The sequence below is a fragment of the Microbacterium phoenicis genome (assembly GCF_047302325.1).
GTDB lineage: Bacteria > Actinomycetota > Actinomycetes > Actinomycetales > Microbacteriaceae > Microbacterium.
Window position 1 is genome coordinate 2,477,089 of sequence record NZ_CP154849.1, and the last position, 13,208, is coordinate 2,490,296.

The 13,208-nt window shown below is 70.2% G+C and carries 11 protein-coding genes; 6 read left to right on the forward strand and 5 right to left on the reverse strand.

Annotated features, from left to right (window positions below; genetic code table 11):
- Positions 1-2: 2 nt before the first annotated feature.
- Both ABCU91_RS12100 and ABCU91_RS12105 read right to left on the reverse strand, forming a co-directional pair.
- Positions 3-1,727: a ParA family protein gene (locus ABCU91_RS12100; protein ID WP_406923848.1), complete on the reverse strand. Its 1,725-nt coding sequence runs from the start codon at positions 1,725-1,727 to the stop codon at positions 3-5.
- 94 nt (positions 1,728-1,821) lie between these two features.
- Positions 1,822-2,289: an SRPBCC family protein gene (locus tag ABCU91_RS12105; RefSeq protein ID WP_413353865.1), complete on the reverse strand. Its 468-nt coding sequence runs from the start codon at positions 2,287-2,289 to the stop codon at positions 1,822-1,824.
- Positions 2,290-2,555: 266 nt separating this feature from the next.
- On the opposite strand from ABCU91_RS12105, the gene ABCU91_RS12110 reads away from it, so the two are divergent.
- The 5 genes from ABCU91_RS12110 (at position 2,556) to ABCU91_RS12130 (ending at position 8,174) form a co-directional block, all read left to right on the forward strand.
- Positions 2,556-2,774, forward strand: a complete 219-nt coding sequence (locus tag ABCU91_RS12110) for a hypothetical protein (RefSeq protein WP_406923846.1) — start codon at positions 2,556-2,558, stop codon at positions 2,772-2,774.
- Positions 2,775-2,822: 48 nt separating this feature from the next.
- Positions 2,823-3,197 carry a response regulator gene (locus tag ABCU91_RS12115; protein WP_406923845.1) on the forward strand — a complete coding sequence of 125 codons (375 nt, stop codon included), beginning with the start codon at positions 2,823-2,825 and terminating at the stop codon, positions 3,195-3,197.
- 75 nt (positions 3,198-3,272) lie between these two features.
- A complete protein-coding gene (locus tag ABCU91_RS12120) occupies positions 3,273-5,000 on the forward strand; it encodes an ABC transporter ATP-binding protein (protein ID WP_413353866.1) in 1,728 nt (575 codons plus the stop codon).
- Entirely contained in the window at positions 4,997-7,036 is a 2,040-nt protein-coding gene (locus tag ABCU91_RS12125) for an ABC transporter ATP-binding protein (RefSeq protein WP_413353867.1), read from the forward strand. Before ABCU91_RS12120 ends, ABCU91_RS12125 begins: the two co-directional genes overlap by 4 nt.
- 46 nt (positions 7,037-7,082) lie before the next feature.
- Entirely contained in the window at positions 7,083-8,174 is a 1,092-nt protein-coding gene (locus tag ABCU91_RS12130; protein ID WP_406923842.1) for an alkene reductase, read from the forward strand.
- Between the two features lie 18 nt (positions 8,175-8,192).
- Here ABCU91_RS12130 and ABCU91_RS12135 read toward each other — a convergent pair whose 3' ends face one another.
- Together ABCU91_RS12135 and ABCU91_RS12140 are read right to left on the reverse strand one after the other, a co-directional pair.
- A complete protein-coding gene (locus tag ABCU91_RS12135; protein WP_413353868.1) occupies positions 8,193-8,492 on the reverse strand; it encodes a Dabb family protein in 300 nt (99 codons plus the stop codon).
- Positions 8,493-8,527: 35 nt separating this feature from the next.
- Positions 8,528-9,544, reverse strand: a complete 1,017-nt coding sequence (locus ABCU91_RS12140; protein ID WP_413353869.1) for a Gfo/Idh/MocA family protein — start codon at positions 9,542-9,544, stop codon at positions 8,528-8,530.
- 75 nt (positions 9,545-9,619) lie between these two features.
- Here ABCU91_RS12140 and ABCU91_RS12145 point away from each other — a divergent pair, with 75 nt between their 5' ends.
- Positions 9,620-10,831: an FAD-dependent oxidoreductase gene (locus ABCU91_RS12145; protein ID WP_413353870.1), complete on the forward strand. Its 1,212-nt coding sequence runs from the start codon at positions 9,620-9,622 to the stop codon at positions 10,829-10,831.
- Between the two features lie 62 nt (positions 10,832-10,893).
- On the opposite strand, the gene ABCU91_RS12150 is transcribed toward ABCU91_RS12145, so the two are convergent.
- Positions 10,894-13,185, reverse strand: a complete 2,292-nt coding sequence (locus ABCU91_RS12150; RefSeq protein WP_413353871.1) for an acyltransferase family protein — start codon at positions 13,183-13,185, stop codon at positions 10,894-10,896.
- Positions 13,186-13,208: the final 23 nt, after the last annotated feature.

Consider the following 13,208-nt stretch of genomic DNA (forward strand, 5'->3'; position numbering starts at 1 on the left):
ACCTACAGTCCTTGAGCCACCGCGGCGGCGGCGCGCATCCAGGCGTCCTTCGTCCGGGGCTGGAGCGCGTCGTAGCGGATGCGACCCGCCTTGAGGGAGTCGTCGAAGGGGATGATCTCGACCGCGCGGACGTGACCCTCGAAGCCCGCGGCGATCCGCTGCGCGGCGCCGATTCCCGCACGCTCGGACTGCCCGACGACGACGACGGCGCCGTCGGCGAGCCGGCGGGAGTGCTCGTCGCGTTTGCGGAGCGCGTCGAGGAGGAGCGCAGCCGATTCCGCCGACTCGGGCGCGGCGAGCGTCGGGACGACGAGCTGGTGCGCCGAGTCGATCATCCGCAGCCAGCGATCGGCAGACTCGTCGTTGCCGGAGTCGAAGATCACCATGCGGTAGTAGCGGGCCGCGACCTGCGCGAGCAGATCGAAGTCCGCCGTCGTGATGCGCTGGTCCGCGGCGAGCAGTTCGGGGTTGGAGCGCAGCACGTCGTAGCGGTCCACCGACTGGTGATGGACGAACCGGGCGATGTCCGAGACGGATGCTGTCGCCTCGAGCAGCCGCGGCGCTTCGGGCAGCAGATCGCGGATCGTCGTGTCGTAGTCGCCCTGTTCGGTGCGCCAGCCGAGCGTGCCGCGGGTGTCGTTGTTGTCCCAGGCGAGGACGTTGCCGCCGCCGTGCCGCGCGAACACCGCGGACAGGACGGCCGTGGTCATCGTCTTGCCGACGCCGCCCTTGCCGTTCGCGACGGCGATCGCGCGGCATCCCGCCCACTGGCGCGACACCGCCTTCTCGCGCTCCGCGCGCTCGACCTCTGCCCTCGACGGCTTCATGGGAACGCCGATGCGCACGAAGAACGCGCGCCAGCCGGTCACGGTGGCGGGGTGATCGCTGGGCGGCTCGATGAACGACGGGCGCGGACCCTGAGCAGCGGATGCCTCGAACGCCGTGTCTGGCGCGGGCGCCGCGTCGGGTGTCGTGGCCTCGGGCGTGAACGCCTCGGGTGCAGCGGGCTCGGGTGCAGCGGGCTCGGGTGCAGCGGGCTCGGCCGGGGCGACCTCGACGGGGGCGGGCTGATCCTCCGCGGCGAAGGATGCCCGAGCGACCTCGACCGGGTCGGTCCCGGTCGTCGGCCCGCCGCTCGCCGCGTCGTCCGGAGCGGGAGCCGCTACGGGGGCCGCAGCGGGGATCTCCGTCACGCGCGCGGGTTCCCATCCGGCGGGAGCCGGTTCGTCGAGATCATCGTCATCGCCGTCGTCGCCGGCCGAGGGCGGGAAGAACGCGGGGACCTCTGCGACGAGGACGGGTTCGACGAGCGGGGCCGCCTCGGGCTCCGGCTCTTCCTCGAGTTCCGCGGCCGCCTCCGGCTCCGGGTCTGCCTCGAACTCCGGGGCCGCCTCCGGCTCGGCCTGGTCCGCCGGCTCCGGGTCGGTCGTCCACCAGGCCTGCTGTCGCAGCTCGGCGCGGGTCACGGTGCGGTCGTCCAGCTCGACGTCGATGTCGCCAGCGGGGTCGACGACGAGTCGGTGCTCGCCTCGGTCCCCGCTCGTGAGCAGTTCGATGGGCGTGCCGGTCGCCGCGGCATCCGCTCGGACACGATCGACGACGAGGCGACGCACCGCGTCCGCGTCAGCGGCCTCGAACATCTCCTCCGCACCGTCGGCCGCCGTGAACCGTGCGGTTCCGCCGGTAACGTGCGCAGCCGCGCGTGCCGGGTCGCTGCCAATGCTCATGGGTTCCTTTCGACGGTCCGACCGCGGGGGCGGACCGATCCCACGCTATCGCGAGCGGCGCTGAAATCCCCGGTCCACGGGCAGGAACACGGCCTCAGGACACCTGATCCGGACTCGATCGACCCAGCGACGACACGAGGACGCGGTTTCGTGAGCGGATGAGCCGCTGCAGATAGGGCCGCAGGAGCAGCGGCTCGACGATCCACCCGAGCAACGGCGATCGCAGGGTGATCGTGTCGGTCATGACCGTCCCGTCGCCCTCGCGCTCGAATCGGTGCTCGTGCCGGAACGACCGGAACGGCCCGCGTACCTGCTCGTCCACGAATCGGTGGGGTCGTTCGAGCGCCGTGATCCGGGACGTCATGGTCCAGACGATCCCGAAGTGGCGCGCCCGCCACGTGACGGTCTCGCCCAGGCCGATCGTGCCGCTCGTGACGCCCCCGACCGCGCGCTCGCCCGACCGCGCCATCGACTCCAGGTGCGTGTCGATCGACAGCGACAGCTCGAAGAGCTCCTCGAGCGTGCAGGACGCCCGAGTGACCTCGGTGAAGGTGGCGGTCATGGTGCCCAGGCTAGCCAGGCGGCTTGAGCATCCGACGATCGAGTGCCCTAGCATGAGCGAACGCGCTGAGTCGCTCGACGAGAACCGCATATCAGACCGGCGCGAATGAAGACGGGGGATCTCGCAGCGGACTGACGTCATCCGGCTACCAGGCCGAGATCGATGCGCTGCGAGAAGCGATCGGAAAGATCAGAGGCGGGAATGCTGCGATTCACGCCGCGGGGACGACGACCGCTAAGAAGAAGCGCGCGGATGAGCTCATCCGCATGCTGGGGAATGCGGGCAGTAGATGGCAGTCCGTCCAGTCACCTGCCTACACCGCCCAGCGCTATCTGCACGAGGCCAAGAAGAATTCAGGGTGGGCGAGCGCGTCGAAGAAGACCCTCGATGTCGTCAAGAAACTGAACGCTTTGCTCGCTGTGTACGAGCAGGCGCAACAGAACCTGCTGGAGGCCGACAAGCGTGGCGGCGGGCTGTTCGGATAGATCTCCCCGCGATTACCCCGCTCCCCTGGATCGTGTCAGAGTACCGGGGTGGCGATATCGGTGCTGGTGGTTGACGACGACGACGACATCGCCATGCTCCTCGTCTCCAGCCTCGAGCGTGCCGGGATCTCCGTCGCTCGGGCGGGCAACGGGCGCGAGGGTGTCGAACGGGTTCGCGAGCACCGTCCGCGGGTCGTCCTGATGGATTGGATGATGCCCGGGACAGACGGCATCCAGGCTTCTCAGGAGATCCGTCGGAGCGTCGATATCCGGCAGCCGCACATCATCATGCTGACCGCGCGCGTCCACAGCAGCGACCGCGAGGTGGCACTCCGCGCCGGCGTGAACGAAGTCGTCGCGAAGCCGTTCCGCCCGCGCGAGATCGTCGGACACGTCAAGGAGCTCCTCGAGCTCGCGAGCTGAGCGCGGCTACGCCGTCAGCGGACATCCACCCGCGGGGGGACGCGGATGTCGGCAGGTAGTGGCACTCTGAGATCCATGCTCGGAACCCTTCTGGTCCGGTACCTCCGGACCTACCGCTGGCTGCTGATCGGCGTGCTGATCTTCCAGTTCGCCTCCGCCATGGCGGCGCTGTACCTCCCTCGGCTGAACGCCGACATCATCGACAAGGGCGTCACCCAGGGCGACGTCGGCTACATCTGGTCGCACGGCGTGCTCATGCTCGCCATCGCTCTCGGTCAGATCGTCGCCTCGATCGTGGCCACCTTCTTCGCAGCCCGCGCCGCGATGGCCGTCGGCCGCGACATCCGGCGAGACGTCTTCGAGCGGGTCAGCGGATTCTCCGAACGCGAAGTGACGCAGTTCGGTGCCGGATCGCTCATCACGCGCAATACGAACGACGTCCAGCAGGTGCAGATGCTGGCGATGATGGGCGCGACGATGCTCGTCACCGCTCCCCTGCTCGCCATCGGCGGCATCATCATGGCCCTGCAGCAGGACGTCGGCCTCAGCTGGCTGATCGGCGTCTCGGTGCCGGCGCTCCTGGTGATCGGCATCCTCATCATCAGCCGGATGGTGCCGCTGTTCCGCAGTTACCAGACCAAGCTCGACGCCGTGAACCGGATCCTCCGCGAACAGCTCACCGGTGTCCGCGTCGTCCGCGCCTTCGTGCGCGAGCCGATCGAGGAGGAGCGCTTCCGCGGCGCGAACACCGACATCCTCGTCGTCGGCCGCAAGGTCGGGTCGCTGTTCGTCCTGATGTTCCCGCTGGCCATGCTCGTGCTCAACGTCACGGTGGTCGGCGTCATCTGGTTCGGCGGCATCGAGGTCAACGAGGGGTCCGTGCAGATCGGGACCCTGTTCGCCTTCATGCAGTACATCGGCCAGATCCTCATGGGGGTCCTGATGGCCACCTTCATGACGATCATGATCCCGCGCGCCGCCGTCTCGGCCGACCGCATCGGCGAGGTCCTCGCCGTCGACGGCGGGCTCGCCCGTCCCACGCAGCCCGTGCGGGACTTCCCCCGGCCCGGCGCCGTCGAGTTCGAGGATGTGTCCTTCACCTACCCCGGAGCCGACTCGCCCGTGCTCGAGGGCCTGACCTTCGCCGCCGCCCCCGGCGAGACGGTCGCCGTGGTCGGCTCGACCGGCGCGGGAAAAACGACGCTCGTCTCGCTCATCCCCCGCCTCTTCGACGTCACCGGCGGCTCGGTGAGGGTCGCCGGCGTCGACGTGCGCGAAGCGGATCTCGACGAGCTCTGGAAGGGCATCGGCCTCGTCCCCCAGCGGGCCTTCCTGTTCACCGGAACCGTCGCATCCAACCTGCGTTTCGGGCGTGAGGATGCCACCGACGATGAGATCTGGCACGCCTTGGAGATCGCGCAGGGCCGCGACTTCGTGGAGCAGATGGAGGGCGGTCTCGACGCCCGCATCGCGCAGGGAGGCACGAACGTCTCGGGCGGTCAGCGGCAGCGACTGTCGATCGCGCGCGCCATCGTGCACCGCCCCGACATCCTCGTGTTCGACGACTCGTTCTCGGCCCTCGACCTCTCGACCGACGCGCGACTACGACAGGCACTCTGGCGCGAACTCCCGGAGGTGACGAAGATCGTCGTCGCCCAGCGCGTGTCGACGATCATGGACGCCGACCGGATCGTGGTCCTCGACGCCGGCCGCATGGTCGGCGTGGGCACGCACAGCGAACTCCTCGCGACCAACGAGACGTACCGCGAGATCGTCGAATCGCAGCTGGGAGTGGACGCATGAGCTCGCCCGACACGCAGATGACCGAAGACGAGAAGCTCGAGGCCGAGCTCGCCGAGCAGGCGCGCCTGAACAGCGGATCGTGGGATTCGGTCGCGCCCGGCAAAGCGTCGCAGTTCGGTCCGAGCTTCGTCCGCATGATCGGGCTGCTGGCTCCGTTCAAGTGGATGTTCGGTCTCGTCACCGTCGCCGGAGCCATCGGAGTGGTGCTCGCGGTCATCGCTCCGAAGGTGCTCGGAGAGGCGACGAACATCGTCTTCGAGGGCTTCCTGTCGAAGACCCTCGGCGACAACCCGGCCTTCGCGGGACTGACCCAGAGTCAGACGGTCGACGCGCTCCGCAGCCAGGGTCAGGACGACTTCGCCAACATCGTCGCTGCGATGCAGAACTACACGCCCGGCTCGGGCGTCGACTTCGACGCCCTCAGGGTGATCATCACGTGGGTGCTCGTCATCTACGTGGTCTCGGCGATCCTGACGTGGGCGCAGGGCTACGTCATCAACGTCATCATGGTGCGCACCATGTGGCGTCTGCGCGAAGACGTCGAAGCGAAGCTCAATCGCCTGCCGCTGTCGCACTTCGACCGCGTCCAGCGCGGTGAACTCATCTCGCGCGTCACGAATGACATCGACAACATCACGCAGACGATGCAGCAGTCCCTGTCCGGAGCGCTGACGGCCGTCCTCACGGTCGTGGGCGTGCTCATCATGATGTTCTCCATCTCGTGGCAGCTCGCGATCGTGGCGCTCATCGCCCTTCCCCTCATGGCGATCATCTTCGGCGTCATCGGCCCGAAGTCGCAGAAGGCCTTCGGCGTGCAATGGCGCAAGGTCGGTCGTCTCAACGCCCGCGTCGAGGAGTCCTTCTCGGGTCACTCGCTCGTCCGCGTGTTCGGCCGCGAGGCAGACGCGCGCGCGAAGTTCCAGGAGGAGAACGAGGAGCTCTATCAGGCCGCGTTCAAGGCGCAGTTCCTCTCGGGCATGATCATGCCGTCGATGACGTTCGTCGGCAGCCTCACCTATGTCGGGATCGCCGTGCTCGGCGGGCTGCAGGTCGCCAGCGGCCAGCTGCGTCTCGGCGACGTGCAGGCGTTCATCCAGTACTCGCAGCAGTTCACGCAGCCGCTGTCCGAGCTCGGCGGCATGGCCGCCGTCGTCCAGTCGGGCACCGCGTCGGCCGAGCGCGTCTTCGAGCTCCTCGACGCCGACGAGCAGGAACCGGATGCCGCCGACGCCCCCGCTCGTGGCGACGGTCGCGGTGTCATCGAGTTCGAGCACGTGAAGTTCGCGTACGCGCCCGAGCACCCGCTCATCACGGACCTGTCGTTCCGGGTCGAGCCGGGGCAGACCGTGGCGATCGTCGGCCCCACCGGCGCCGGCAAGACGACGCTCGTGAACCTGCTCATGCGGTTCTACGAGCTCGACGGCGGACGCATCCTGCTCGACGGTCAGGACATCGCGCAGCTCTCGCGCGATGACGTGCGCTCGCGCACCGGCATGGTGCTGCAGGACCCGTGGCTGTTCGCCGGGACCATCCGCGAGAACATCCGATACGGACGCGAATCGGCGACCGATGACGAGGTCGTGGATGCCGCGGTCGCGACCCGCGTGGACCGGTTCGTCCGCTCCCTCCCCGACGGGTACGACACGATGCTCGACGAGGATGCCTCGAACGTGTCCGCCGGAGAGAAGCAGCTCATCACGATCGCTCGCGCGTTCGTCGCACAGCCGGCGGTGCTGATCCTCGACGAGGCGACGTCGTCGGTCGACACTCGCACCGAGTTGCTGCTGCAGCACGCGATGGCGGCGCTGCGTGAGGGACGGACATCGTTCGTCATCGCGCACCGCCTGTCGACGATCCGCGATGCCGACCTCATTCTCGTGATGGAGCACGGCGACATCGTCGAGAAGGGCACGCACGAAGAGCTGATCTCGCAGCAGGGCGCCTACTACCGCCTCTACCGCTCGCAGTTCGAGCAGGCGCACGACGACCTGGTCGAGGCGGCACCGGCCGAGGAGGGCGCCCCGTCGGACGGGTGACACGCGGCTGGAATAGGACCGCTGCCCGCAAGGGTTACGTCTCGGTATGAGCCTGTACGAATCCGCCGTCTTCGGCGCCCTCGATCTGTCCAACCGTGTCGTCATGGCACCGCTCACCCGCACGCGGGCTGCGGAGGACGGTATTCCGAACGACGTGATGGTGGAGTACTACCGCCAGCGTGCGGGCCTGGGCCTCATCATCACCGAGGGGACCTGGCCGGTCGCCGCCGGGAAGTCCTACCCGGGACAGCCCGGAATCGAGACCGATGAGCAGATCGCCGGATGGCGCAAGGTCGCAGACGCGGTGCACGCGGAGGGCGGCACGATCGTCATGCAGCTCATGCACGGCGGCCGGGTCTCGCACCCGGAGATCTCCGGTGTCGAGCTCGTCGTCGGCCCGAGTGCGATCGCCTCGCCGGGGCAGGGTCGCACCGTCGCGGGTGAGAAGGTGGACCTCCCCGTTCCGCACGCCCTCACGACCGCCGAGATCGGTGACGTCGTCGAGCAGTTCGTTCAGGCGGCGCGCAATGCGATCGCGGCCGGCATGGACGGCGTGGAGGTCCATGGCGCGAACAGCTACCTGGTGCACCAGTTCCTCTCCCCCGAGTCCAACGTCCGGGAGGACGTCTACGGCGGTTCGCCCGAGAACCGCGCGCGGTTCGGAATAGAGGTGACCCGTGCGGTCGCCGAGGCGGTCGGCGCGGAGCGCACCGGCATCCGTCTCTCGCCACAGCATCAGATCCCGGGGGTCCTCGAGAGCGACGACGCCGACGCACGCGCGACCTACACGGCTCTCTCGGAGGGCCTCGCCCCACTCGGCCTGGCGTTCGTCGACATCTTGCACGCCGAGCCGAAGAGCGACCTCGTCCAGCACATCCGCCACACGGCGGGTGCGCCGACGATCCTCAACTCCGGTTTCGGCGTCGTCACGTCCCGCGAAGAGGCCGAGGAGCTCGTGCTCGAAGGGTGGGCGGATGCCGTCGCGGTCGGCCGCCCGGTCATCGCCAACCCTGATCTGCCGACCCGCTGGGAGCAGCGCGCCGAGCTGAACGATCCGCGACCCGAGCTCTTCTACACGGGTGGTGCCGAGGGCTACACCGACTACCCGTCGCTCGCCGAGGTGCGCGCGGAACGCTGATCCACGCGCCCGCCTCGATCAGTCGCCGGCGACGAAGTCGAACTCCTGGAAGTCGCGGACCTCGTGGCTCCAGCGGCTCTCGACGAAGGCGACGTGGTCGGGGTGGGCGTTGTACGCGTCGTACGCGTCCTGGTCGTCGAACAGCATCGTGAACTGCCAACGGAGATCGCTCTTCGGGCTGATCTGACGGTTGATGCGGAACTGCTGGACGCCGGGAATGGCCGTGAGCGACCGTTGCGCGTCCGTCAGGAACGTCTTCTCTTCGGAGGACTCATCCGCGTGGTGCAGGACGAAGACGACGGTGTGCTGGATGGTCATGGTGACCAAGGCTAACCCTGGGCCGCCCTGCTCGCTCAGCCGGCGGCGATCTGGCGACGCACCTCGTCGATGGTCGCCATGACCGAGACGACGTCGCCGTGCGGGTGCAACGGCGACTCGACGAGGCCGGCGCCGACGTACGAAGCGAACGCCGTCGCCTGGTAGCCGAGACCGTCGTGGACCTGCGGCAGGGCGTCGTCGCGCCACTCCTCAGCGGTGCCGTCGGAAAGGGTGAGGCGGATGCCGCTCGGTCCGAAGAACGGGCTCAGCACGTCGATGCGCCCCTGCGAGCCGAAGATCGTCGCCTCGATCGGCGTGACGGCGCGGAAGCCGGCGGTGAGCGCAGCCTGGGCCCCGGCATCCGTCCGCAGGGCGATCGTGGCGCTGTCGTCGACGCCGGTGGGCGCCAGCGTGCCCACCGCGCGGACGACGCTCGGAGCGCCGATGATCGACGCCGCGAACGAGACGGGGTACACGCCGAGGTCGAGCATCGCGCCGCCGCCGAGCGCCGGATCGAACATGCGGCTCGTGGCGTCGAACTCGACGAGCGAGCCGAAGTCGGCGCGGACGAGGGCGACCTCGCCGATCGTCCCGGCGTCGAGCAGCTGCGCGATGACGTCGGCCTGCGGGAGGTAACGCGTCCACATCGCCTCCATGACGAGCACGCCCGCGGCGCGGCCCGCGTCGAGGATCTCGCGCGCGTCGACCGCTGACACCGCGATGGGCTTCTCGACGAGCACGTGCTTGCCCGCGGCGATCGCGGCGAGCGCGAGCTTGCGGTGGAGCGGATGCGGCGTCGCGACGTAGACGACGTCGACCTCGGCGTCGGCGAGGAGGGCGTCGACGGACGCATGCACGCGCGCGATGCCGTGCCGATCCGCGAACGAGCGGGTCTTCGCGGCATCCCGTGCCGTCACGGCGACGGCGCGCTGACCCGTGTGCGCATGGATCGCGTGGACGAACCGGTCGGCGATGCCGGTACCGATCACGCCCCAGCGGAGCGCGGGAACGGCGGCGGGGTCGATGGGGCGCGGGGCGGGGAGCAGAGGCATCCCGCCAGTCTTTCGGATGACGATGCTCGCAGTCGAGGGCTTCTGCGTTCGACGAGGGCCGGTCATGCTGTGCAGATGAGGGTCCTGGTGAGCGGAGCGGGCCTGGGCGGCCTCGTGCTCGCCCACGCCCTGCGCGATCACGCCGAGGTCGTCGTCGTGGAGCGCGATGCAAGTGCCCTCGACACGGGCGGCTACCGGATCGCCCTGACTCCCGAGGCGGTCGCCGTGATGCGGCGGCACGTGCCGGGCAGCACGCTGGACCGCATCCGGCGGGTGTCCGACGGACCGGGGACGTTCTCGCAGTTCACCGTCGCGAACGCCCGGCTGCGGCCCCTCGTCGTCGCGCCCGAGCCCGCGGGGCAGGAGCGGATGCTCTGCCAGCGGAGGGCGCTGCGCAGCATCCTCGCCGAGGGTCTCGAGGGCGTGGTCCGGTTCGCCGCGGAGGTGACAGGAGCGGAGCAGACCGCGGGCGGCGCAGCGCTGACGCTCGCGGACGGCTCGAGTGTGGCGGGCGACCTGGTCGTGGCGGCGGACGGTGCGGATTCGCCCGTCGTGCGCGCGCTCGGCGCGACGACGAGCACCGACACCGGTCTCGTGGGGATCGCGGGGTCCACGCCGCTCGCACCCGGCGGACGGTATCCGAGCTTCCTCCGCCGGGGACCCGGGCTCGCGCTGGATCGGCGGGGGCTCGGGATGTTCCTGTCGCTCGCCTCCGTCGGCATGGGCGAGGTGCCGCAGGACCTCCGCGAGGCGGTGGGGCCGCCGTCCGTCGTCTGGGGGCTCATCGCGCGGCGGACGAGCGTGCCTGAGACCCGCGGCGCGACGGCGGCGGAACTCGTCGAGACGTCCCTCGCCGCCACCCAGCGGTGGCATCCGTGGCTCGCCGACACGATCGCGGCATCCGACCCCGATCGCACTGCGGCGTTCGGCTTCCGCGCCGCCTCCCTCACGGGACGGCGGTTCCCGTGGCGGGCGCCCCGCATCACCGCGATCGGCGACGCCGTGCACGCGATGCCGCCGACCGGCGGCAGGGCGGGCTCGACGGCCATCCGCTCGGCCGGTGCGCTGGCCGACGAGGTGATCCGCGGGTCGGACCTGGACGAGGCAGTCGCGCGGTATCAGGCGGCGGTGGACGACTGGGCGGTGCCGGCGATCCGAGAGTCCCTCGGTCCGGTTACCGCGATCCGTGCGCTGGCGCACCCCCTCGCGCAGGCGGTCGCCGGCCCGGCACTGTCGGCCGCCGGCGCGGTCGGTGCTCTCGGGTACCGCCGCGCGCTGCGGGTCTAGTCCGGCAGCAGACCGTCGCGACGATAGCCTCTGCGTGTCCGCTTCTCGGCGTCTGAAACCGCTCAGCGACCGGTCAGCAGACCCGCGCCGTCCAGCGCCTGGTGCAGAGCGGGCGCGATGTGCTCGGCGTACTCGACGGTGAGGTGCGTCTGGTCGTATTTCGTTGGGATCGAGCCGGCGAAGGGCGGGCACACATCGCCCGCGCACGTGAGCGGCAGGGATGACATCGCGTGATCGCCCGCTGCCTTCGCCGCGTGCTCGGATGCGGCCTCCATCTGACGCCACGTGCTGTCGACCGCACTGTCGCACGCCTTCGGCGACGACGACGGCGTGTAGCAGGCGGCAAGGCTGACGCCTTGCGGCGGCGGCGCGAGGTGCAGCATCCGCTCGCCCATCCGGTACGAGTCCGCTTCGCGACGCTGCGCCGCGATCAAGTTCTCGGCCGAGAGGTCGGTACCGTCGACCGACCGGCCGAGAGTGAACGCGTTCGACATGACGACGAGGTCGGGCTTGTCGGCGATGATCGCTGCCCGGACCGCCGCCTTGCGCTCTTGGCATCGCGCCATCACCTGCGGGTCGTCGTTCTGGACGAGGACATCGGTGAAGCGGCATCCGTACATGCCCATCGCCGAGACGCGGATGCCGCCGTCGCTGTCATCCGCGATGCGGCGGAAGGCGGGCGCATAGGCCATCGCGGTCGAGTCGCCGACGAGCCAGATGTGTACGGGCGCGTCACTGCTGCCCCACCCGCAGGCGGTCGCCGCTCCCGGGGAGAAGCAGTCGTGCGCGGGGTTCGCGGCCGACGACGCGATCATCACGCGGTCGAGCGAAGGGTTGAGGTCGGGCCAGGCGTCGGCGGCGGCAGCGGCGGCGAGTTCCGCCTGGAGGTCGGCGGTCGGATCCCCCGAGACGGACGGAGCCGATGCCGCCGGAGCGAGTTCGGGCAGGCCGAACCGCGGACCGTGACCGGATGCCGTCGCCCAGAGCACGCCCGCCAGCGCGACCGCGACGAGCCCGGCTGTCGCGAGGAACACCTGCGCGGCGAAGCGCTCGCGCCAGGCGGCGACGGCGCTCCCCCGATGCTCGGCGACCGGCTCGGCGACCGACTCGGCTACCGGCGCGGCCGCTGCGACCGCCATGCGGGCGGGCGCGGGGCGGGACGACCCCGGGAAGTACCTCGTGCCCGGGGTCCACCCCGCGGGGCGGGTCGTCGGAGCGACCGTGACCGGCGCCGGCTCCGCTTCGGGTTGTGGTTCGGGTTCGGGAGCCGCAGGCTGCGGCATCCCGCCGAGGAACGGTGCGTGGCGCAGCGGCTGCTCGACGATCAGATACGACGCCACGCCGAGGACGAGGCTCGCCCCGAGGACGATCCAGAGGTGCCACTCGGATGCCGGGACCAGCACGGCGGCGAAGACTACGACCGGGAAGTGCCAGAGGTAGAGCGAGTACGACGCGTCGCCGAGGAAGACGGCGATCGGATTCGTCAGCGGGACGAGGCGGCGGTGGCGCGGGTCTCCCCCGACGCCGCCCGCGAGTGCGACGGCGGCCCCGACGACCGGAGCTGCGGCCCACGGCGCCGGGAACCCACCCGCGGTCGGATCGATGAGCAGCAGCGCGGCGACGACGGCCGCGACGCCGCCCCATTGCAGCGTCGCACCGAGGACGCGAGGGATGCGGCGAAGCACCGGCACGAGCACGGCGACGAGCGCGCCGACGCCGAGCTCCCACGCGCGGGTCAGGGTCGAGAAGTACGCCACCGTCGCCTGGGCGTCGGACTGCGCGAGAGCCCAGCCGAAGGAGCCCGCGACGATCGCCGCCGCGAGCACGCCCGCCACGGCCGCCACCCGCGCCCGCCCGGCGAGCGCGAGGACGACTAGGAGCAGCAGCGGCCAGACGAGGTAGAACTGCTCCTCGACCGACAACGACCAGAAGTGCTGCAGGGGCGAGACGGCTCCGGTGTCGGCGAAGTAGTCGGTCCCCTGAGCGGCGAAGTTCCAGTTCGAGGCGAAGACGGCTGCCCAGGCGGCATCCCATAACGTCTGTTCGCCGCGGGCGCGGTTGAAGAGGAACCATCCGGCGACCCCGACCGCGATGAGCACGGTGAGCGCTGCGGGCAGCAATCGCCGCGCACGCCGGGCGTAGAACGAGCCGAGCGAGATGCGCCCGGTGTCTCGTGCCTCGCGCAGCAGCATCCCGGTGATCAGGAACCCGGAGATGACGAAGAAGACGTCGACGCCGAGTACGCCGCCCGCGGGCCACCCGGCCGCGTGTGCGCCGATCACCGCGAGGACGGCCAAGGCGCGCAGGCCTTGGATGTCGCGTCGCGGTGCGGAGCGGAAGGTCGGGGAGTCCATGAGGGGAACCGACGGAGAGTCTA